This is a genomic window from Saccharothrix sp. HUAS TT1 (assembly GCF_040744945.1).
In the GTDB taxonomy this organism is placed as follows: domain Bacteria; phylum Actinomycetota; class Actinomycetes; order Mycobacteriales; family Pseudonocardiaceae; genus Actinosynnema.
In genome coordinates this window covers 3,293,807-3,314,591 of sequence record NZ_CP160453.1, presented here as the reverse complement: position 1 = coordinate 3,314,591, position 20,785 = coordinate 3,293,807, and the positions used below count along the sequence as shown (strand labels likewise).

Genomic DNA, 20,785 nt, shown 5'->3' with positions numbered 1-20,785 from the left:
CCCGGCCGGGCGGTGGCCGGGGCACAAGTCGTCCCCGCGCTGTACCGGTATCCGTGGTACTCGGGATCGACGGACAGCGGGAAGGTCAAGCACCGCCTGCCCGACCCCTGAACACGTTCTCCCGGTGCCAGCAGAAGTACTTCGCTGACCACTCGGTGAACGCGCTGCTCCGAGTGCCCTCCAGCAGCCGCAGGTGCGGGTCGAGAGGCCCTCCGGTCGGAGCGGTCCGCACCACGCCCTCCTCGTCCAGGGTGACGTAACCCAGCTCGAACAGCCGGTCGCAGCCGAACGAGCAGGCGAGCATCGCGATGTTCTCCAGGTCCTGGCGCTCCTCGGGCGGCGCCACCTTCCGCGCCTTGACGTGGGCAGCGATCAGGAACTCCACCGGGAACGATCGCCCGCACAGTGCGCACTCAGCCTGATCGGCACCGTTGACCAGCAGTTTCCGCAACGCACCCTGCTCTTTGCGGTACTTGGCGAACGCCCGCCCGTCGAACTCGGCGAACTGCCGATCAGTGCGCTTCGGCGGGACGAGCACGGTCTGCCCGCCCTCGACCTCGGCACCGGCCGCCACCGCGACCAGCTCGTCCACCAGGCTCCCGACGGGTGCAGGCTCGCCCTCGGCGAACCGGTCGAGCCCCGCCTGCACCTCGTCGAGCGCGATCGACGCACGCCCGCCTGGGCTCTCCACCACCACAGCGCCTGCGGGCACCGCGACGATCCGACCTCCGCCTGGCAGCTCCTCACCGATGCGCAGGCGCAGCTCATCCGCCGCCTTGGCCGCGAACTCAGCCCGACCTGTCGGCCACACGATGTCCTGCCGAACGCCCTCCAGCTCGCGGCGGAGTCGCCCTGCATCCTGCGGCCGGTACCCCGGCACCTCCAGCAGCAGCCGGATGCGCTTGCTGTTGTTGCCGGCCTTCGGCGCGCCCTCCCGCTGACCGATGCGGCCCTGGGGGCTGGTGAGCTGCTTCCGCACCTCGGCGAAGTCGAGGCTGGGGTACAGCCGCAGCCCTCGCACCAGCAACCGGTCCTCCTCAGGCAGCTTTCGCGTGTTGAGGGAGTCGACCAGTGCCGTGCGCACTACGGCACGTCGGTCTCCCAGGCGGCGTAGCAAGAGTTCCAGCGCGTCCTTGTAATCCGCGTTGCGGACACCTCCTCCGCGCTTCTTCCCGCCGGCGCTCTCCAGCACCAGCGCGAAAGCTCCCCCCTCGGCTTCGACCGAAAAACTGGCGTTCAGCGGGCTCCCCGAGTCGTCCACAAGCATGCGTACACGTTGCCAGAACGCAACGGGTGAGCGTGCCCGATCCGGCATCATGAGTGGATGGGGGAACTGTCCGGGGACGAGGCGAAGGCGCTGGCGAGCAGCCTGCGCCGGTTGTTCCAGCTGACCGCGAACATCGTCGAGCAGGACGGTGACGCGGCGCCGTTGGTGGCGCGCGTGCGAGACCACCTGGGGTGCGACCTGCCGCAGGTGCTGTCGGTCGCGACGCGGTTCGAGGTGTGGGAGCACGTCAACCTGCAGCGGGGCGTGGACGCCTACCTCGCCGAGCACACGCCGGACGCCGAGTGGTTCGGCGTGGGCGGGCAGCACCGCGGTCACGAGGACATCATGGGCATGCTCCTCGCGGCCCGGCACGCGATGGCGTACGGGATCGGGGCAGCCGACTACGCGACCGCGGCGGTGGGGCCGGAGGAGAGCGCCGAGGTGGTGCAGCTCGGGCTGGTGGCGACGGCCGCCCCCGACGGCACGCCGGTGCTGGTCGGCGTGCGCGGGTTCACCGACTTCGGGCCGCCGGCGTGCCGGTTGGAGGTGCTGGCGGCCGACCGGGCGGCGGCGCGGGCGGTCGGTGGCGAGGTCGAGCGGCTGATGCGCGAGCACGACGTGTTCCGCGGGCAGGTGCTGTCGTTCGGGGTGAGCGAGCACCGGGGCAACGAGCTGGTGACGTTCCTGCCCCGGCCCGCGCTGGACGCCGCCGACGTGGTGCTGCCGGACGGCGTCCTCGACCTGATCGAGGAGCACGTCGTCGGCATCGCGGAGCACTCGGAACGGCTGCTCGCGGCGGGGCAGCACCTCAAGCGCGGCCTGCTGCTGCACGGTCCGCCCGGCACCGGGAAGACGCACACCGCCCGCTACCTGATGAGCAGGCTGCGCGGCTGCACGGTGATCCTGCTGACCGGCCAGGCGATGCGGCTGATCGGCCAGGCGGCGGCGCTGGCGCGGCGGTTGCAGCCGTCGGTGGTCGTGGTGGAGGACGTCGACCTGGTGGCCATGGACCGCGGCTTCGCGGCCGGGCCGACGAACCCGCTGCTGTTCACCCTGCTCGACGCGATGGACGGGGTCGGCGCGGACGCCGACGTCACCTTCGTGCTCACCACGAACCGGGCGGACGAGCTGGAACGGGCGCTGGCCGACCGGCCGGGCCGGGTCGACCTGGCGGTCGAGGTGCCGCGGCCGGACGCGGCGGGGCGGCTGCGGCTGCTGCGCCTCTACGGGCGCGGTGTCGACCTGCGGGCCGACCTCGGGCCGGTGGTCGAGGCGACCGAGGGCGTCACGGCGTCGTTCATCAAGGAGCTGCTGCGGCGGGCCGTGCTGGGCGCGCTCCGCGCCGGCGGCTCGGGCGGGGCGCCGGTGGTCGGCGACGAGCTGGCCGACCTGGCGCGGGCCATGACCGACGAACGCGCCTCGCTGACGAGCGCGCTGCTCGGCGGTCGGCCCAAGCCGGAGGACCCCAGATCGGACAACACCGGACCGGATAACACCAGCCCGGAGGCTCCCGGACCGGTGCGCCAGGCGTGGGAGGTCGGGCCGGGACTGGCCCCCGGCAGCTGACCGGCGTTCCCCCGCGCGCTCCGCCGTGCCATGGTGGCCCTACCGAAATTGGTCTGGACCTCAAGGCGGAAGGGGAGCGCGACGATGCGCGGCACCACCGTGTTACCGGGGACGCCCGACCGGGCGCCGCGCGAGGGCGAGCTGCCGGTGCACCGGCTGGAGGTCCCCGCGCCCAACGCGCTGCCGTTCGCGGTCGGCACGTTCGACACGATCGGGCCGATGTCGCGGGCGTCGTTCCCGCACCGGCACACGTTCCACGAGATCGTGCACGTCACCGGCGGCGCGGGCACGCACGTGGTCGACCTGGCCCGCTGGGAGCTGCGCCCGCCGCACCTGTGCGTGATCGCGCCCGGCCAGGTGCACCACTGGGACGGCGCGCGCGACCTGCGCGGCTCGGTGCTGCTGTTCACCGACGACTTCCTGCTGGACCACCCCGCGGACCGCGACCTGCTGCGCCGGTTGAGCGAACGCCCCTGGCTGACGCTGGACGAGCCGACGCACGCCCGCGTCGGCGGGCTGATCGCCGAGCTGGACGAGGAGTACCGGCGCGGCGAACCTGGCGTCGAGACGGTGCTGCGGGCGTTGCTGCACGTGCTCGTCGTGCGCGCGGCCAGGCTGCCCGAGACGCCGGCCGCCGCGCCGCCCGCCCGACCGGGCGCGGTGGCCGAGGAGTTCGCCCGGCTGGCCGGCCGCACGGACCACGCGCTGTGGTCGGTGCGCGAGTACGCGGAGCGGATCGGCGTGACCCCCGGCTACCTGACCGAGGCGGTGAAGGCCGCGACCGGGCGGACGCCGTCGGAGCTGGTGCGGGAGGCGCGCACGCACGAGGCGATGCGGTTGCTGGCGAAGACGGACCTGAGCGTGCGGCAGGTCGCGAACCGGGTCGGTTTCGCCGACCCGGCCTACTTCTGCCGCTTCTTCCGGCGCGAGACGGGCTTGAGCCCCGGCGGTTTCCGCCGCGGCGACGAGCGCCGTTCACAGTGAGCGGGACGCGCAACGGCGACCGCGAGGATCACCACGACCAGCCGCTCCAGTCCATCGTCCGGGGGCGGGACCCGTACCTAGGTTCGTGGTCATCCCCTCAACGAGGAGCAGGAATGGACGCATCCAAGGACGGCGGCGGCACGACCGAGCGCGGTCCCGGCAACGGCGACGGCGACCCGACCGACGCCCGCCACCTCAGCCGCAAGACCGTGCTGCGGGCCGCGTTCGCCGCCGGGGTCGCGCTGCCCGTCGCGATGATGGGCGTGCCCGCGCTGGCCCGCACGGTCGGCGCGAGCGGTGAGCCGGTGGAGCTGACGCCGGCGTGCGACGACGGCGACGACCCGACCCCGCCGCAGACCGAAGGCCCGTACTTCAAGCCGAACTCGCCGCGCCGCACGTCGCTGGTCGACGCGGGCACGCCGGGCACCAGGCTCACCGTCACCGGCTACGTGTTCGGGCTGGCGTGCCTGCCGCTGGGCAACGTGCTGATGGACTTCTGGCAGGCGGACAACAACGGCGTGTACGACAACACCGGCTTCCGGTTCCGCGGCCACCAGTTCACCAACCCGGACGGCTCGTTCTCGCTGACCACGATCGTGCCCGGCCTCTACCCCGGCCGCACCAGGCACATCCACGTGAAGCTGCAGGCGCCCGGCCGGCCGGTGCTCACCACCCAGCTGTACTTCCCGGGCGAGCCGCGCAACAACACGGACACCATCTTCGACCCGCGGCTGCTGATGACGGTGCAGAACGCGGGCAGCGGCCGGGAGGCCAAGTTCGACTTCGTGCTGAACGTGCCGCAGAGCACGACGACGCGGCCGACGTCGACCACCACCACGCCGTCGTCACCCGGAGGTGGGACGTGGGCGGTCGGGACGAACTACGCGACCGGCGCCCGCGTGATCCACGGCGGGGTCGACTACGTGTGCCTCCAGGGGCACCTGGCCCAACCGGGCTGGGAGCCGCCGAACGTGCCCGCGCTCTGGCGGGCCGGGTGACCGGCCGCTGACCACCGGGCCCGTGACCGCCTACCGGTCGCGGGCCCTGGTGGCGTCCCCGGTGGTCAGGAGGTCTCGCCGGCGCCCTGCGGCGGCACGTCGACCGGCTCGCGGAACAGGTCGGTGTAGGACCGCTGCTCCTCGCGACCCGGCGCGGACATCGTCTCCCGGTGCGTGTCCGGGTGGCTGAACACGGCGGTCAGTGGTGGAACGTGCATGTTTCCAACTTTCTCCGCGTCCGGTGCGCGCTCACAGCCGGTGGGAACCGGGCCGGAGGTCGCCGCACGGCGCGACGGGTGTTCGGGAACGACAACAGAGGAATCGCCCGATAACGACCACGGTACACGTCGCGGTGGCACAACACGTGGGATTTCTCCGCGGGTGACGCCGTCACTCCAGAGTGGAGTACCGGTCACCGCGCCCTGACCTGCGACTCCACTCCGTTACGATTCGGCTCCGAGCTGGAGGGGGCCATGGCACACGACGGGTTCGAGCACTGCGCGGACGAACGGCTCGACGCGGCGGGCGAGGTCGCGGTCTCCCGGCTGATCATGGCCGACGGCGACCTGGACCACGCCGCGCGCCACCTCGCGGACGCGCTGGCGACCGATCCGCGGCTGCCCGACGCGCACGAGGCGCTGGCCGAGTTCGTCGCCCGCGCGGGTGGCGCGGACCGGGCGGCGCGGCACTTCGAGCCCGAACCGGTGCGGGCGTTCGTCGGCACGCTCGCCGCGCACGCCCACGTGCGCGCGATGGCGGGCCGCTGGGACGAGGCCGTGCAGGAGCTGTTCGCGGTGGCCTCGCACGAGCCGCGCCGGCCGTGGCTGGACGTCGCCTGGCTGCAGCGCGCCGACCTGCCCGACCTGCTCGGCCCGAACGCCGCCGCGATCGCCATCGCCCGGTTCGCGCAGCCGCTGGCCGACCCGGTCGCCGAGGTCGACCGCCCGCCGCTGCTGCCCGCGCTGGCGCTGCTGCGCGGCTGCGTCGCCCGCCACCCCGACCACGCGATGCTGCTGTGGTGCGGCTCCACGCTGGCCCGCAGGCTCGGCGCGTTCGACGAGGCGGTCGAGTGGGCGCAGCGGTCGTTCGACGTCGAGCCGACCCACCAGGCGGCGGTGGTGAAGGGGTACGCGCTGCGCGGCGCGGGCCGGTGGGACGACGCGCTCGCCGCGTGGCGGCGCGAGGCCGCCCGCACGCCCGAAGACCACGACCTGTTCCTGGACATCGCGGAGCTGCTGGAGGCGATGGGCCGCCCGGCCGAGGGCCTGGAGTGGGCGCGGCGGGCGGCCGACGAGAACCCCGAGCACCCGAAGGCGTTCGCGATCGCCCTGGGCCTGCGGCACGTGGTGGACGGCGACGTACGGCACCTCGTCGCGCTGGCCGACCACCTCCGCGACCGGCCGGAACGCGACTTCGCGGGCGAAGTGCTCGCCCGGCGCGGCCGGGGCAGGCCGTGGCTGGGCCGGGTGCCGGAGCCGACCGGGGCCGTCGTCACCCTGCTGTGCGAGCTGCTGGAGCGGAGCGAGCCGGCGCCGGACACCACGCTCGACGTGGAGCTGTCCGCGCTGGAGCCGCCGAGCGCCCTGCTGGCGCTGCGGTCGGCGTTCCCGCGCGGTTCGGTCACCGTCGACGGGCTGCCGGAACCGGACCCCAGGCAGCCGGTCCGCGCCGTGCGGCACGTCGTGTGGGCCTACGACGGGACGGTGGCCCGCCCGGCCGTGCCGCCGCCGTCGCGGGAGGCCGCCGAGGCCGTGCGCGCCGTCGCGGCGTTCCACTGGCCGTCGCTGCCCGCCGCCTACGACCGGGCGGTCGTGCTGTCCGCGCTGGACCCGCTCGACCTGCTCGGCGTGCTGGTGCACCCGCCCGTTCCGCCGGACGACGAGGTCGGCCGCTGGCTAGTCCGCCACGCGCCGCACCTGTGGGTGCGCGCCGTGCAGGCGTGGGCGTGCCTGGGGCTGGCGCACCACCGCGCCGACGAGCCGTGGCCGGTGTCGAGCCGCCGGGAGGTCCTGGCGGACCTGCTCGACGGTCCCGAGGACTGGGTCTCGGAGGCGGCGGGCCTGGCGCTGCTGGCGACCGCGTGGGTGGAGCCCGCGGCTCGGCAGGACGTCCGGGAGCTGCTGGTGAACCGGCTGGCAGCGGCCGCGCAGGCGTGGCAGACCCGTGAGGTCACGGTGCTGGCGTCGCTGTGCGAGCTGGTGCTGGCCCTGCCGGACCCGGAGCCCCGGGCCGCCGAGTTCGCCCGGCGCCTGCTCGCCGAGGAGCGGTCCGAGGACGGGTCCGAGGAGCAGGCGGAGGGCTGACGCCGGGTGTCACCAGGCGTCACGGCTGCGGTAGGCCGTGTCCGGTTCCTCCTCCTCCACCGGCGCGGCACGCCGCACGACCCGCGGCGGCGCGGTGACCGCGGCCGGCTCCTGCGGCGGCTCGTCGCCGAACAGCCGCCGGTCCTCGGCCAGCACCTGGTCCAGCAGCTTCGTGTCGCCCAACGCCGCCCGGACCACCTCGGCCTGCTTGCGGGCGGCGTCCGCGCGGGCCAGCGCGATGGCGCGCAACGTCCGGGAGGACAGCACCGCGGGGTCCGTCGTGCGCACCGCCGCGCCGAACGCGATCGACTTGACCGCGCCGTCCGACCCGGCGACCACGGTCACCACGCCGTCGTCCGACGTCGCCGTGCCCACCACGTCCCGCAGGCCCTCGGCCATGCGCCGGTAGGACTCGGCGCGCAGCCGGTTGTCCGCCGAGGCCGTGTCGATCGCCTCGATGCGGCGCAGCAGGATGTCGCCCGGTCCGGTCACCTGGCCGCTCCCCCGTCCGGTCGGATGGTCTTCAGGAACGCCTGGAAGTCGCCCACCAGGCCCTCGAACTGCACGGGCGTCGCGCTGAGCACGATCTCCAGCACCGCGCGGCGGTCCGGGTCGCGGACGTCCGGCAGGGCCAGGAACACCTGCAGCTGCACCAGGTCCACCGGCCGGCCGTCGATCGGCGCGGTCAGCCGCACCACCTGCGTGTAGCCGGAGTCCAGCTCGGTGCGCCTGCCGACCTCCACCGCGCCGATTCCGCGCTCCAACCGGGCCACCGCCTCGGCGGCGAGCCGCGCGAGCGTGGCGTCGTCGGCGCGGACCTCGCCGGTGATCGTCACGTTGGCGGTGAACCCGGCGGCGGAGCCGGGGTGCAGTGCGACGAACGCCGCCTGGGGCGCGCCGACCTCGTCGGGTGGCGCCGAGAGCCACCCGTCGGGCAGCGAGAACTCGATCGGCACCGGGAGGGTGCTGGCCATGCGCTGGTTCCTTCCTGCGGTCGTCCGGTCAGCGACCGAACAGCTTGCCGATCGCGCGACCCGCGCTCTCCGCGGCGTTCCCGACACCGCGGCCCACGTCCGCGGCGATCTCGCCGACGTCGTCCGCGACGTCGGCCACCGCCTCCACGACCTCGACCGGGTCGACGGTGACGTCGAACCCGACCTTGCCACCCACGCCGAACGCGACCCCGAGCGACCCGCCGACGTGGAACTTGCCGTCCTCGCCCACGCCGAACTGGCCACTGGCGTGGGCGCCGACGCCGGCCCACGCCTCGCCCTTCGCGCCCGCGCCGATGCCCGCGACCTCCGCGCCGACCTCGCCGGACACCTTGGCCCCCGCGAACGCCTCCGCGTTGCCCTTCACGCCGAGCAGCCCGATGGAGCCCTTCACCTCGCCGGCGACGCCGACCGTGCCGTCCGCGCTGCCGGACACGCCCGCGTGCTGCCCGAGCCTGACCTCGCCCTCGGCGTGGCCGGTGGCCAGGTAGGCGCCCGCGTTCGCGCCGACGGCCACGCCCGCGTAGCTCGCGGTCGCGGTGAAGCCCGCGTCCGCGCCGAGCACGGAGCCGCTGATCCGCCCGCTGCCCTCGACCGGCCCGGCGGTGAAGTCGCCGTCCTCCTCACCGTGCCGGACGTCGACGTGCCCGTCGTCGCCCCACTCGCGCTCGTGCAGGTCGATGCCGATCTTCTCGGCGATCTCGCCGACCACGTCGGTGAGCAGGCGCTTGGACTGGTCACCGGTCTCGCTCTCGTACGAGCCGCCGTCGACGCTGTACTGCCAGCCGCCGGTGTCCTCGCCCTCGTCGTCGGTCTCCCGGTGCGAGGCGCCGTACGAGTCCTTGCCGAGCGACTTCTTGTAGCCGCCCTTGCCGTCGGGCTCCCAGCCCAGCGCCCGCGCGACCACGTCGCCGATGCCGGACAGGGTGCTGCGGGCGTCGCCCAGGACCTTCTGCGCGTCGGCCGCGCCCGCCTGGCCGGGGTCCTGGAAGGGCGCGGTCGGCGCGCCGGACAACGCCATCGCCGCGTGCTCGGCGGCGGCCAGCCGGGTCGCGGCCTGCGCTTCCAGGTGCAGCTCGATGGCGCGTTGCGCCTCGCGCTGGCTGCCGACCAGCGCGTCGCCGTAGTCGGCCAGCAGCTGCCCGCCGCCGCCGAGGTCTTCGGCCGCCCGCAGCCACCGGGGCGGTTCGGCGCCGAACGCGGACCGGAACGCGCTGCTCGCGTCGCCGCTCCAGCCGCCGGGGTCGATCCGGCCCAGGTCGGCGCCGACCGCCACGACCGCGCGCACCGTCGTCACCAGCTGCCGCAGGTCGCCGCTGATCAGCTCGGGCTCGCCGGGCACGAGCGCCTTCGGGTCGTTGGTCTCGCCCAGCCGCGCCGCCATCAGGGCGCCGTCCGGTCGACCGGCTTCAGCGGCGTCGTGCCGAGGCGGCGGGAGATGTCGTTGGCGCCCACCGCGGAGCCGAGGCCGTCGAACCCGGCCGCGCCTTCGCCGTCCACGTCCACATAGGACGAAGCGGCGGCACGGAGGCCGATGGCGTGCTCATCGGCCTGCTGCCGCAACCGTTCCACAGAGGACTTCATCCCGTCGATGAACAGCTCCCACGCCCCGGCGACCCCGGCGTGCCCGTACTCGCCGCTCGGACCGCACCACACCACGCCCGACGCGCGGTCGCCGACGTCACCGATCTGCCCGGCCGCCCGCCGCAGCTCCTCGGGCACCGCCCCGAACCCACTCATGTCCGCCCACCAGTCACCGGCTCCAGCTGTTCAGGTGACACCTATAGCGGAGCGGGCGCTCCGGCGCAGACGTTTGGCCGAATCGGACCGCGCGCCCACCTCATCGCGGCTGGCGCGGCGCCGGGTTGGTGGCGGCGATCAGCGAACGGGTGCGGGCCGGGGCGGTCGGCGGCAGGGTGGCGAGGACGTCGGCGAGCGAGTCCGCGGCCAGGCTGCGCCGCCAGGCCTCGTGCGCGTCGGCCATCTTCGCGGCGAGCGGGCAGACCTCGCGGCAGTCCTCCGGCGCCAGCGCGCCGCGCCCGCGCTGCCGGATCTCCTGGCACTCGTACGGCGGGGCCGCGCCGTCGACCGCCTCCACGACCTGGAGCAGCGTGACCTCCGCGGCGGGCCGGGCGAGCCGGAACCCGCCGCGCGGGCCGGTCGTCGCGGTCAGCACACCGGCCCGGACCAGCGCCTGCAGCTGCTTGGCCAGGTAGGGCGCGGGCAGGTCGTAGTACGCCGCGAGCTGGGCCGCCGACGCGGTGGCGCCCGGCTCCAGCTGCGCGAGGGTCGTCGCGCAGTGCAGGACCCACTCCGTGCTCACAGGCAGCTTCACACCGCCTAGTCTATCCAAGACATTGCGGATCTATTTAGTCCGAGATAGGTTGACGGCACACACCCACCCGGGAGGGGATCGTCATGCGGATCGCAGTCGCCGGCGCCACCGGCAACATCGGCAGCCTCACCGCCGCCACCCTGGAGCGCGCCGGTCACGAGGTCGTGCGCGTCAGCCGTTCGCTCGGCGTGGACCTGACCACCGGCGAAGGGCTCGACGAAGCGCTGACCGGCGTCGACGCCGTGGTCGACGCGGTGAACGCGCCCGCGACCGACCGGGACGACAGCGTCGCGCTGTTCGGCGGGACCACCCGGAACCTGCTGGCCGCCGAGCAGCGCGCCGGCGTGCGGCACCACGTGCTGCTCTCGATCGTCGGCATCCACCGCGTCGAGGGCAACCCGCACTACGCGGGCAAGCGCGAGCAGGAGCGGCTGGTGACCGAGGGGCCCGTGCCGTGGACGATCGTGCCCGCCACCCAGTTCCACGACTTCGCCGGGATGGTGGCCGGCTGGACCGAGCGGGACGGCGTCGCGACCGTCGCGCCGCTGCTGGTGCAGCCGATCGCGCCGCAGGACGTGGCCGACGTCCTGGCGGAGGTCGTCGTCGGCGAGCCCGCGGGGCGGTACCCCGACCTCGCCGGCCCGGAGACGCAGGACCTGGTCGACCTGGCCCGGCGCACCAACCAGGCGCGCGGGCGGGACGTCCGGCTCGTGCCGACGTGGTCGGGCGTGTTCGGCGTCGAGATGGCCGGGAACGCGCTGCTGCCCGGCGAGAACGCCCGCATCGCGCCCACCACGTTCGACCAGTGGCTCGCCGGTTAGGACCGCCGTGCGGCGAGCGGAGTACCGCGAACACCCCGGACATCACTCCTTCGAGTGATCTCCGGGGTGTTCGCCTACCACTGCCCGCACCGCGGGCGACAGCACAGGTACAGGGTCACCCGCCGAGCGGGGGCGCCGGTCCGACGCCGTCCCCCGGCGCCGGACCGGACCCGGTCACCGGCTGGAGTCGACCAGCTCCCGGCGTTCCCGGCCCTCCTCCAGCCCGGCGCCCTCGACGTCGAGCGCCGGCAGCCGGCGCAGCCACTTCGGCAGCCACCACGCCTTCTCGCCCAGCAGCGCCAGCGCGGCGGGCACCAGGACCATGCGGACCACGAACGCGTCCACCAGGATGCCGATGGCCAGCGCGAACGCGATGGACTTCATCGGGCCCTCGCCGGCGGGCACGAAGCCCGCGAACACCGAGAACATGATCAGCGCGGCGGCGACGACCACCGGCGCGGCCTGGCGGAAGCCGGTGTCGATCGAGTCCCGCGGCGACTTGCCGTGGTGGTGCGCCTCGTGCATCCGGGACACCAGGAAGATCTGGTAGTCCATCGCGAGCCCGAACAGGATGCCGACCATCAGGATCGGGGTGAGGCTCAGCAGCGGGCCGGTGCCGTCCAGGTTGACCGCGTCGGCCAGCCAGCCCCACTGGAACACCGCGACCGTCGCGCCGAGCGACGCGCCGATGGTGAGCAGGAAGCCGAGCACGCCGACCAGCGGCACCAGGATCGACCGGAACACCAGCACCAGCAGCACCAGGGCCAGGCCGACGACCAGCGCCAGGTAGACCGGCATGGCCTCGTCCAGGGCCACCGCCACGTCGACGCTGACCGCGGTCGCGCCGGTGACGTAGGCGGTGGCGCCGGACACGTCGGCGAGCCGGTCGCGCAGGTCGGTGACCAGCTGCTCGGTGGCCTGCGTCGCCGGGCCGGACTCGGGGATGACGCTGACCATGGCGGCCGTGCCGTCGGCGTTGGGCCGCGGCGGCGTGACCAGCGCGACGTCGTCCGCGCCCTGGATGTCCGGGATGGCCGCGGTGGCCGCCGCGACGGCGTCGGCGCCCTCGAACAGCACCACCAGCGGGCCGTTGAAGCCCTCGCCGAAGCCGTCGGCGAGCACCCGCTCCGCGCGGGCCTGGGTCGAGTCGGCGGGAGGCGCCGCGACCAGCGTCGTCTCCATCGACAGGACCGGCACGGCGATCGCGCCCAGGCCGACGACCGCGAGCAGCAGCGCCGCCACCCGGTTGCGGGCGATCCCGCCGATCCAGCCGCGGAAGAAACCGCGCTCGCGCGGTTCGGCGGTCGGCTCAGCGGTCGGCTTGGCGTCGGTCGGCTCGGTTTCGGTGACGGCGGCGGACTCGGTGCGCTGCTTGCGCGGCAGCACGCGACGGCCGAGGTAGCCGAGCACGGCGGGCACCAGCGTGACCGCGACCAGCACCGCGACGATGATCGTCAACGCGGCGGCGACGCCCATCTGGGTCAGGAACGGGATGCCGACGACGGCCAGGCCGGCCAGCGCGATGACCACGGTCAGGCCGGCGGTCACGACCGCGGAGCCCGCGGTGCCGACGGCGGTGCCGATCGCGTCGCCGACGTCCCGGCCCCGGCGCAGCTCCTGCCGGTAGCGGTTGATGATGAACAGGGCGTAGTCGATGCCCACCGCCAGGCCGAGCATGGCGGCCAGGATCGGCGTGGTGGACTGGAGGTCCATGAAGCCGGTGGCGATCGTGACGCCGAGCGCGCCGATGCCGACGCCGACCGCGGCGGTCAGCAGGTTCATCCCGGCCAGGACCAGCGAGCCGTAGGTGACGGCCAGCACCAGCAGCGCGATGATGACGCCGATCACCTCGGCCGGGCCGCCGACGTGCGGCGGCGCCTGCGTGGCCTCACCGGTGACCTCGGCGGTCAGCCCGGTCGCGCGGACGTCCTGCGTAGCGTCGAACAGCGCGGTGCGCTGCGCTTCGGTGACGTCGCCGACCTGCGCCTCGTAGGTGACCGTGCTGTAGGCGACGTCCTGGTCGGCGTTCACGGTCGGGTTCTGCGGGTCGAGCGGGTTGCCGGCCGACGTCACGCCGGGCAGCGCGGACAGCTCCTGGACGAGCTGCCCGAGCTTCGCGGCGTTCTCCGGCGCGGTCAGCCGCTGGCCGTCGGGCGCCTGCACGACGACCCGCGCGGTCGCGCCGCCACCGGCGCCGAACTCGTCGCTGATCTTGTCCAGCGCGGTGGTCGACTCCTGGCCGGGGATCGAGAAGGACCCCGAGGTGGTGCCCGCCAGGGTCGCCGCGCCGACCGCCGTGCCGCCGAGCACCAGCAGCCAGAGCAGGACGACGACCAGGCGGCGCCGGTGCGCGCCGAAGCCGAGTCGGTAGAGCAGACGTGCCATGGGAGTCAGACCTTTGCCGGAGTGGGGATGGGGTCGTGGTGACCGAGCGCGTCGAGGCAGGTCGCGATGATGTGCGGTCGCCAGGAGGTCTTGTCGCCCGCGTGGTTGGCGGCCAGGCTCAGCACGGCCAGGGCGCTGAGCATCCCGATGACCCGGACCAACCGCTCGGTGTCGCCGCCCGCGGGCTCGACGCCGAAGACCGCGAGCACGTGCTGGGACAGGGCGTCGAGCCGGTCGCCGTCCACGTCGTCGGCGCCGAGGGTGCCGATCGCCCGCGACTCCAGCGCGATCAGGCCGGGGCGGTCCAGGGCGAAGTCGACGAGCAGTTCGACGGCGCGGCGGTCGCGCGGCGGCCCGGCGGGCACCAGGGCCGCCTGGTCCAGGAGCTGTCGGCTGTGCGTCCGCCCGACGTCCCGCGCGGCCTCGAAGAGGGCTTCCTTGCTCGGGTAGTGGTGCAGCAGCCCGGCCTTCGACAGGCCGACCGCGTCGGCCAGGTCCTTCACCGACGTGTGGTCGAAGCCGTGCCGGGCGAACAGCCCCGCCACCCGGTCGAGCAACTGGTCCTCGCCCTGCCCGCGCAGCGTTCGTGCCATACCTCCACGGTACGCACCCACCGACCGATCCGGTCGGCGGACCGACCGATCCGGTAGGTGCGTTCCATCACGCCGCCCCCGAAGTCGCCGAACGCCCCCTAAAACCACCGCTCAACCGACAGCACGTCGAATTCCGCACCTACCGAAGCCACTCATTCCAACCGCTCGGACACCGCCGACCGGTCAGTGGAGAGCACTGCTGTCGCCAGCCTGCGATTGCAACGGTCCGTGCGGGACAACGGGGTCACCGGGACATCGGCGTCGGTTGTGGACCGTGATCCCGGGTTCGCGCCTGCGCGCCCACCGCGCATCCCGTCATCGCACTGGAGGCCGAGCCTCGGCGTTCGCGGGTGTGGTGCCCCCGGTGCGACTCGAACGCACACTGGACGGATTTTGAGTCCGCTGCCTCTGCCGATTGGGCTACGGGGGCCGGCGGGAGCACTGTACTCGATCAGATCACCCGACCGCCGGGTGCCCCCGCGCGGGGAGGCGGCCGGGTGACGTCCCGTCAGGACCGGACCAGGCGGCCGATCGCGGCGGAGGCTTCGGCGATCTTCTCGTCCGCCACGGAGCCGCCCTCGGCGACGGCCTGGGCGACGCAGTGCTTCAGGTGCTCGTCCAGCAGACCGAGGGACACCGCCTGCAACGCCTTCGTCGCGGCGGAGATCTGGGTCAGCACGTCGATGCAGTACTCGTCGTTCTCCACCATCCGCTGGAGGCCGCGGACCTGCCCCTCGATGCGGCGCAGGCGCTTGAGGTAGGCGTCCTTGTCCGCCGTGTAACCGTGCATCGCTCCCGACCTTCCCTACCCTGGGCGGGTATCCGAACCCCAGGATAGGCCACTCGACCGGGTGTGACCGGCACCACGGGGTGACGGCTTGCGGACCCTCGCATTTCGGCCGGGTGCGGTTTGTGTCGCGAAATGACCCGTCCGGGGGCATCAGTCACATTTTCACCGCGAAAGGTTAGGCGATATTCCTCTCGTGCACTATGGTGTCGTCCTAAGCGTGTGGCGCAACTAGTCGAGGGCAGCACGCGCTATGCGAGCACACACGGAGGAACAGTGGCACAGCAGACCGTCGTCCAACTCATCGACGACCTCGACGGCAGCGAAGCCGCCGAGACCGTGACCTTCGCGCTGGACGGTGTGGAGTACTCCATCGACCTCTCCAAGGAGAATGCGGACAAGCTCCGCGACTCCCTGGCCGACTTCGTCGCCAAGGCGCGCCGGGCAGGTGGCCGCAAGCAGCGCAAGGGCACCGGCAAGAGCACGGTAAAGGCTGGTGACAAGGCCCAGGCCCAGGCCATTCGAGACTGGGCTCGCGCGCAGGGCCACCAGATCTCCGACCGGGGCCGCATTCCCCAGGGCCTGGTCGTGCAGTTCCAGGAAGCGCACGCCTCCTGACTCGCGTCGTTTTCCCCTGCGGTGGACTAGTCCTACCGCAGGGGAAAACCGCAGGTCGGGACCTTTTAGGCGAGGTCGGACCGCTCCGGGAACGCCACCCCGGCCAGGCGGAGCAGGGCAGTCGCCTTGACTGCGGTCTCCTCGAATTCGGCTACGGGGTCGGACAGCGCGATGACCGCGCCCCCGACCCCGAAACTCACCTTGTCCCGGTCCACCACCAGCGTCCTGATGACGATGCTGAAGTCGGCCGTTCCGGAGAGTGAGAAGTAACCGAGCGCTCCGGAGTAGACACCCCGGGGCCCGGCTTCCAGGCCGTCGATGATCTGCATTGTCCGGATCTTGGGCGCGCCGGTCATGGACCCGCCCGGGAACGCCGCCCTAACCACCCGCACGGCGGAACTACCGGAACGCAGTCGGGCCCGAACGGTGCTGACGAGCTGGTGCACTGTCGCGTAGCTCTCCACCTCGAAGATCCTGGGCACCTCGACGCTGCCGACTTCCGCGCAATGGCCCAGATCATTGCGGACCAAGTCGACGATCATGAGGTTCTCGGCGCGGTCCTTCGCGCTGGTCGCCAAGGCCCCGCGCAAAGCCCGGTCCTCGGCGGGGGTCGCCCCGCGGGGCCGCGTGCCCTTGATTGGCTCGGATTCGACGACACCCTGTCGGTCGACCCGGATGAACCGCTCGGGTGAAGTGCTGAGCACCGAGAGCGCGCCGAAACGGAGCAACGCCCCGAACGGCGCCGGGCTTTCCGACCGCAGGAACCGGTAGGCGTCCCACGGGTCGACCGGGCCGCGCCAGCTGACCGCGTTCGTCAGGCACACCTCGTAGCTCTCGCCCGCCGTGATGGCCTCCTGGCAGGCCGCGACCAGCTTCAAGTAGTGCGCGCGGCTGTGCCGGGCCTGCACGGCGCCCGCGTCGACGGGTCGCGGCTCGGGCGCCGGTCCGGCGGTGAAATCGGTGAGGAATTCGGCCGTTCGGCTCAACCAGCCGTCCTCGTCGGACAACGCCAAGAGGTGGACGCACCGGGAAACGTGGTCGAAAACCAGCGCCCGGTCGGCGAACACGAATGCCGCGTCGGGCTGCTCCGAACGGTGCGCCGCCGTGCCGCCGCATTCGGCCTTCAGCTCGTAGCCGAGGTAGCCGACCCAGCCCAGGGCGAACTCGAACGGGACGTCGGGCGGCGCCACCCGCCACTCCGCCAGGTCGGCCTCCAGCCAGTCGAAGAACGGGCCGGGGTGCGCGACCCCGTCCACGGTCACCTCGCCGGTCCACACGTCGTAGGTCGCCACGCGCGCCAGCGGGCCGGAGGCGTCGCCCATGACTGAGAACCGGCCGCGGTCCCCGGTGAGGCTGCTGTCCAACCAGAACGCGTGGTGAGACGCCCCGTACAGCGCTGCGTAGACGGCCTCGGGTGAGGGGTGCGCGTCGACGCGCCGCACCAGCACCTCGCGGGTGGGAGCGGCCGGCGGGACAGCGGGGGCGGGAGCGGGGACCGAGGCGTGGGTGGGGGCCCAGGCGGGCGGCAGGACAGCGGGCGGCGCGGCGGCGGGCAGCGGGGCGGCCGTTGGCGGCGGGACAGCCGAAGCTGGCGGCGGGACGGCGGGCAGGACGGGTGCGACAGGCGCGACGGCGGTGGCGGCCTCGGTCAGGTCGCGGAAGTTGGCCAGCAGGTGGTGGCCGTGCGACGTGCACACCGACTCGGGGTGGAACTGCACGCCCCACGCCGGTCGGGAGCGGTGGCGGACGGCCATCAGCACGTCGTCGGAGGACGCCCAGGCGATCGGTTCCAGCGACGGCGGCAGGTCGGACACGGCCAGCGAGTGGTAGCGCACCACGGGCAGCGGCGACGGCAGGCCCGCGAACAGGTCGACCCCGGTGTGCCGCACGAGGTCCACCACGCCGTGCCGGGGCGTGACCAAGCCCACCGACGCGCCGTGCGCCAGGCACAGCCCCTGGTGGCCCAGGCACACCCCGAGCAGCGGTATCCCGGCGTGCTCGACCACGGCCCGGCACAGGCCGAAGTCGGCGTCGCGCTGCGGCCGGCCGGGGCCGGGCGAGATCAGCACGTTGTCGAAGCGCCGCAGGTCGGCCAGCCGGAACCGCGGGTCGTCGTTGGTGATGACGACCGGCTCGCGCCCGTTCACCTCGGCCAGGTACTGGAAGAGGTTGAAGGTGAACGAGTCGTGGTTGTCGATGAGCAGCGTTCGCATGGCAAACGGCACGGTACCTGCACGAACACCCGGATGGAGTACCCCTGGGACAAGAAGGCCGGGCGGTCGCGCCGCCCGGCCTCCCCTCCCTCCGCGACTCAGTCCAGGTGGAACGCCGGGTCGGTCGCCAGCGCCGCGAGCTGCGCGACCGTCAGCGCGGGCCGGGACAGCGCCGGGTGACCGGACTCCAGGTACTCACTCGCGTAGGCGACCGTCACCCGTGTCCCGTCCGGGTGCCGGTAGAACGCCGCCGAGTCCATCGTGTTCCGGCCCCCGTCGACGGCGGAGCCGGTGACGACCGCGACCTGCTCGCCCCCGACCTCGACCAGCTCGCACGACCCGCCCGACACCGGGTACGGCCACTTGGTGGCCGCCGCGCACCCCTCCAGGTCGCCGAGCCTGGTGTTGCCCCTGGTCTCGACCCGGACGGACAGCTCGCCGACGCCCGGCTCACCGGGGATGACGAGCGGCGTGGTGGCGTCGTACTCCCAGACCTGCAGGTCACCGGCGTAGTCGGCGAACTGCGCCTGGTGCCGCGTCATGGGCCCGTAGTCCTCGAAGCCGACCCTGGTGCGGTCCTCGGCCCGCACGCCGGGCGGCAGCGAGGACGCCAGGTCGTTGAGCAGCTCGGCGCCCTTGTCGGCCCGCGGCCCGCTGGTCGCGGTCCGGTCGGTCTGCCCGTCCGGCCACGGGGTGGAGGTCTTCGAACCCGGCGCCTGCGTCCCCGACGCCGCGCCGGGCGGCATCGATGTCAGCGACGGCGGCGCGGACGGCAGCCCCGTCGGGGTGACGACCGGCGCGGACCCGGACGGCGGCCCGGCCACCCGGGCACTGCCACCACCGCCGGTCAGGTTCGGCACCAGGACGGCGCCGACCGCGATGGCGACCACCGCGAGACCGGCGAACCCGCCGCCCAGCGCCGTCTGCCTGCGCCGCTGCGCGCGACGCCCCCGGTCCAGCGCGGCGCCGGGGTCCATCGGCGGCGGCGGGCTGCTCGCCACCATCGCCTCCTGCAACGCGCTCTTCAGCTCGTGCTCGTTCATCGCACCTTTTCTCCCTGCTGAGGGGTGATCAGGCCGCGCAGCGTCTGCAGCCCCCGCGCGGCCTGGCTCTTCACCGTTCCGTCGGAACAGCCCAACGCCCTGGCGGTCTCCTCGACCGACAGGTCCTCCCAGTACCGCAGCACGAGCACGGCGCGTTGCCGGGGCGGGACCCGCGCCAGCGCCGCCAGCAGCACCAGCCGGTCCTCCACCGAGCCGCGCCCGACGTCCGCCGAGTCGGCGGTCGACTCGCTCACCCGCTCCTTGCGGAACCAGCCCCGGCGCAGGTCCGACACGAACGTCCGGACCAGCGTCTGCCGGGTGTAGGCGTCCAGCGCCTCGTGCCGGTCGATCCGCCGCCACGCCACGTAGAGCTTGGCGAAGGTGGCCTGGACCAGGTCCTCGGCCCGGTGCCAGTCGCCGCACAGCAGGTACGCGGTGCCGCGCATGGCCTCGGACCGCGCCGCGAAGTACTCGCTGAACGCGGCGTCCCGATCACTCATCTGTCCCCCCCCGGACTGCGGTACGGGGTAATCACGCCGGTGGGGCCCCGGGGGGTTGCACGTCCTCGCCAGGATTCGTGGAAACTGGTCTGACCACCACAGGGGAGGCCGTGCTTGTTGTTCTTCGTGCTGTTCGCCGTCGTGATGGGCGCGGCGCACTACTACATCTGGCGCAGGTTCGTCCTGGCCACGACCCGGCCCGGGCGCGGCCGGCGGATCGGCACCGCGGTGGTGGTGGCGCTGTACGCCCTGCTGGTGGCCGCGCTGTCGGTGAGCAGGCTCGGGTCCGGCTTCGGCGTGGCGGTCGCGTGGCCGGGGTTCCTCTGGCTGGCGGGCGCGTTCTACCTCGTGGTGATCATGGGCGTGCTGGAGGTCCCGCGGCTGGTGCTGCTGCGAGCCGCGCGCCGGCGGCAGGCGCCGGTCACCGCGGGCGCGCCGGCCGAAGAGGCCCCCGAGGAACCCGCGGAGCAGCCGGCTGACCCGGGTCGACGGCTGTTCATCGCCCGGTCGCTGGCCGTCGCGGGCGGCGTGGCCACGGCGGGCGTCGTCACCTACGGCGCCACCCAGGCGCTGGGCGACCCGCTGGTCAAGCGGGTGCCGGTGACGCTGGGCAAGCTCGACCAGCGGCTGTCCGGCTACCGGATCGCGGTGGTCAGCGACATCCACCTCGGGCCGCTGCTCGGCCGCGGCCACACCGAGCGGATCGTGCGGATGATCAACGAGCAGCAGGTGGACCTGGTGGCGATCGTCGGCGACCTGGTCGACGGCTCGGTGGCCGAGCTGGGCGAGGCGGCGGCCCCGCTGCGCGACCTGGTGAGCACGCACGGCAGCTTCTTCGTCACCGGCAACCACGAGTACTACTCCGGCGCCGAGCCGTGGCTGGCCGAGCTGGAGCGGCTGGGGGTCAACCCGCTGCGCAACGAGCGGTTGACGATCGAGCGGGCCGGGGCGTCGTTCGACCTCGCGGGCGTGAACGACGTCACCGGCGCGGGCTTCGAGGACGGCCCCGACTACGCCCGCGCGCTGGACGGCCGCGACACGTCGACACCCGTGGTGCTGATGGCGCACCAGCCGGTGCAGGTGCGCCAGGCAGCCAAGCACGGCGTGGACCTGCAGCTGTCCGGGCACACGCACGGCGGCCAGATGTTCCCGTTCCACCTGGCCGTGGGCTTGCAGCAGCCGGTGCGCAGCGGCTTGGAGACCGTCGACGGCACCCAGGTCTACACCAGCAACGGGGCCGGGTTCTGGGGTCCGCCGGTGCGCGTCGGCGCCCCGCCGGACATCAGCGTCGTGGAGCTGCGTCACAAGTTCGCCGGCTGATAGCGCTTTTTCCGCCTCCACCGCCTAGAGTGGACGGCCGTGCCCGAACACGGTCGGACC

Annotated in this window: 20 protein-coding genes and 1 tRNA gene; 7 read left to right on the top strand and 14 right to left on the bottom strand. The window is 73.6% G+C overall.

Features of this window, described 5'->3' with window-relative positions:
- Positions 1 to 85: 85 nt before the first annotated feature.
- On the bottom strand, positions 86 to 1,267 hold the full coding sequence (locus AB0F89_RS16315; RefSeq protein ID WP_367137038.1) for a hypothetical protein: 1,182 nt from the start codon (positions 1,265 to 1,267) through the stop codon (positions 86 to 88).
- 57 nt (positions 1,268 to 1,324) lie between these two features.
- Between AB0F89_RS16315 and AB0F89_RS16310 the strand changes: the two genes are divergently transcribed.
- The 3 genes from AB0F89_RS16310 (at position 1,325) to AB0F89_RS16300 (ending at position 4,815) form a co-directional block, all read left to right on the top strand.
- Positions 1,325 to 2,833, top strand: coding sequence for an AAA family ATPase (locus tag AB0F89_RS16310; protein WP_367137036.1), 1,509 nt, complete (start codon positions 1,325 to 1,327; stop codon positions 2,831 to 2,833).
- A gap of 84 nt (positions 2,834 to 2,917) precedes the next feature.
- Positions 2,918 to 3,817, top strand: coding sequence for an AraC family transcriptional regulator (locus AB0F89_RS16305; RefSeq protein WP_367137034.1), 900 nt, complete (start codon positions 2,918 to 2,920; stop codon positions 3,815 to 3,817).
- A gap of 113 nt (positions 3,818 to 3,930) precedes the next feature.
- Positions 3,931 to 4,815: a carbohydrate-binding protein gene (locus AB0F89_RS16300; RefSeq protein ID WP_367137032.1), complete on the top strand. Its 885-nt coding sequence runs from the start codon at positions 3,931 to 3,933 to the stop codon at positions 4,813 to 4,815.
- A gap of 65 nt (positions 4,816 to 4,880) precedes the next feature.
- Here AB0F89_RS16300 and AB0F89_RS16295 read toward each other — a convergent pair whose 3' ends face one another.
- The gene (locus AB0F89_RS16295) at positions 4,881 to 5,033 is read right to left on the bottom strand and encodes a hypothetical protein (RefSeq protein ID WP_367137030.1); all 153 of its coding nucleotides are present in this window, start codon (positions 5,031 to 5,033) and stop codon (positions 4,881 to 4,883) included.
- A gap of 255 nt (positions 5,034 to 5,288) precedes the next feature.
- Here AB0F89_RS16295 and AB0F89_RS16290 point away from each other — a divergent pair, with 255 nt between their 5' ends.
- Positions 5,289 to 7,118, top strand: coding sequence for a hypothetical protein (locus AB0F89_RS16290; RefSeq protein WP_367137028.1), 1,830 nt, complete (start codon positions 5,289 to 5,291; stop codon positions 7,116 to 7,118).
- 9 nt (positions 7,119 to 7,127) lie between these two features.
- On the opposite strand, the gene AB0F89_RS16285 is transcribed toward AB0F89_RS16290, so the two are convergent.
- The 5 genes from AB0F89_RS16285 to AB0F89_RS16265 all read right to left on the bottom strand — a co-directional run bounded on the left by AB0F89_RS16285 (position 7,128) and on the right by AB0F89_RS16265 (position 10,445).
- A complete protein-coding gene (locus tag AB0F89_RS16285) occupies positions 7,128 to 7,610 on the bottom strand; it encodes a YbaB/EbfC family nucleoid-associated protein (protein WP_367137026.1) in 483 nt (160 codons plus the stop codon).
- Entirely contained in the window at positions 7,607 to 8,092 is a 486-nt protein-coding gene (locus AB0F89_RS16280) for a hypothetical protein (protein ID WP_367137024.1), read from the bottom strand. The genes AB0F89_RS16285 and AB0F89_RS16280 overlap by 4 nt, the downstream gene beginning before the upstream one ends.
- Before the next feature lie 28 nt (positions 8,093 to 8,120).
- Positions 8,121 to 9,494, bottom strand: coding sequence for a putative T7SS-secreted protein (locus AB0F89_RS16275; protein ID WP_367137021.1), 1,374 nt, complete (start codon positions 9,492 to 9,494; stop codon positions 8,121 to 8,123).
- On the bottom strand, positions 9,494 to 9,850 hold the full coding sequence (locus AB0F89_RS16270; RefSeq protein WP_367137019.1) for a hypothetical protein: 357 nt from the start codon (positions 9,848 to 9,850) through the stop codon (positions 9,494 to 9,496). Before AB0F89_RS16270 ends, AB0F89_RS16275 begins: the two co-directional genes overlap by 1 nt.
- A gap of 100 nt (positions 9,851 to 9,950) precedes the next feature.
- Positions 9,951 to 10,445, bottom strand: a complete 495-nt coding sequence (locus tag AB0F89_RS16265) for an Rrf2 family transcriptional regulator (RefSeq protein ID WP_367137018.1) — start codon at positions 10,443 to 10,445, stop codon at positions 9,951 to 9,953.
- Between the two features lie 83 nt (positions 10,446 to 10,528).
- On the opposite strand from AB0F89_RS16265, the gene AB0F89_RS16260 reads away from it, so the two are divergent.
- The gene (locus AB0F89_RS16260; RefSeq protein WP_367137016.1) at positions 10,529 to 11,266 is read left to right on the top strand and encodes an SDR family oxidoreductase; all 738 of its coding nucleotides are present in this window, start codon (positions 10,529 to 10,531) and stop codon (positions 11,264 to 11,266) included.
- 174 nt (positions 11,267 to 11,440) lie between these two features.
- Here the strand turns inward: AB0F89_RS16260 and AB0F89_RS16255 are convergent, their stop codons facing one another.
- The 4 genes from AB0F89_RS16255 to AB0F89_RS16240 all read right to left on the bottom strand — a co-directional run bounded on the left by AB0F89_RS16255 (position 11,441) and on the right by AB0F89_RS16240 (position 15,034).
- Positions 11,441 to 13,651 carry an MMPL family transporter gene (locus tag AB0F89_RS16255; RefSeq protein ID WP_367137015.1) on the bottom strand — a complete coding sequence of 737 codons (2,211 nt, stop codon included), beginning with the start codon at positions 13,649 to 13,651 and terminating at the stop codon, positions 11,441 to 11,443.
- 5 nt (positions 13,652 to 13,656) lie between these two features.
- Positions 13,657 to 14,244 carry a TetR/AcrR family transcriptional regulator gene (locus AB0F89_RS16250; RefSeq protein WP_367137013.1) on the bottom strand — a complete coding sequence of 196 codons (588 nt, stop codon included), beginning with the start codon at positions 14,242 to 14,244 and terminating at the stop codon, positions 13,657 to 13,659.
- Positions 14,245 to 14,597: 353 nt separating this feature from the next.
- Positions 14,598 to 14,674: transfer RNA gene (locus AB0F89_RS16245), tRNA-Leu, on the bottom strand.
- Positions 14,675 to 14,752: 78 nt separating this feature from the next.
- The gene (locus AB0F89_RS16240) at positions 14,753 to 15,034 is read right to left on the bottom strand and encodes a metal-sensitive transcriptional regulator (protein ID WP_367137011.1); all 282 of its coding nucleotides are present in this window, start codon (positions 15,032 to 15,034) and stop codon (positions 14,753 to 14,755) included.
- 273 nt (positions 15,035 to 15,307) lie between these two features.
- Between AB0F89_RS16240 and AB0F89_RS16235 the strand changes: the two genes are divergently transcribed.
- Positions 15,308 to 15,649, top strand: coding sequence for an Lsr2 family protein (locus AB0F89_RS16235; RefSeq protein WP_033430611.1), 342 nt, complete (start codon positions 15,308 to 15,310; stop codon positions 15,647 to 15,649).
- 65 nt (positions 15,650 to 15,714) lie between these two features.
- Here the strand turns inward: AB0F89_RS16235 and pabB are convergent, their stop codons facing one another.
- The 3 genes from pabB to AB0F89_RS16220 form a co-directional block, all read right to left on the bottom strand.
- Positions 15,715 to 17,862, bottom strand: a complete 2,148-nt coding sequence (gene pabB / locus AB0F89_RS16230) for an aminodeoxychorismate synthase component I (RefSeq protein WP_367137009.1) — start codon at positions 17,860 to 17,862, stop codon at positions 15,715 to 15,717.
- Between the two features lie 98 nt (positions 17,863 to 17,960).
- Positions 17,961 to 18,905 carry a hypothetical protein gene (locus tag AB0F89_RS16225; protein WP_367137007.1) on the bottom strand — a complete coding sequence of 315 codons (945 nt, stop codon included), beginning with the start codon at positions 18,903 to 18,905 and terminating at the stop codon, positions 17,961 to 17,963.
- Positions 18,902 to 19,405 (bottom strand): SigE family RNA polymerase sigma factor, encoded by a 504-nt coding sequence (locus tag AB0F89_RS16220; protein WP_367137005.1) that lies wholly within the window; start codon positions 19,403 to 19,405, stop codon positions 18,902 to 18,904. The genes AB0F89_RS16225 and AB0F89_RS16220 overlap by 4 nt, the downstream gene beginning before the upstream one ends.
- 114 nt (positions 19,406 to 19,519) lie before the next feature.
- Here AB0F89_RS16220 and AB0F89_RS16215 point away from each other — a divergent pair, with 114 nt between their 5' ends.
- Positions 19,520 to 20,725, top strand: coding sequence for a metallophosphoesterase (locus AB0F89_RS16215; protein WP_367137003.1), 1,206 nt, complete (start codon positions 19,520 to 19,522; stop codon positions 20,723 to 20,725).
- The last annotated feature ends 60 nt before the right edge of the window (positions 20,726 to 20,785 follow it).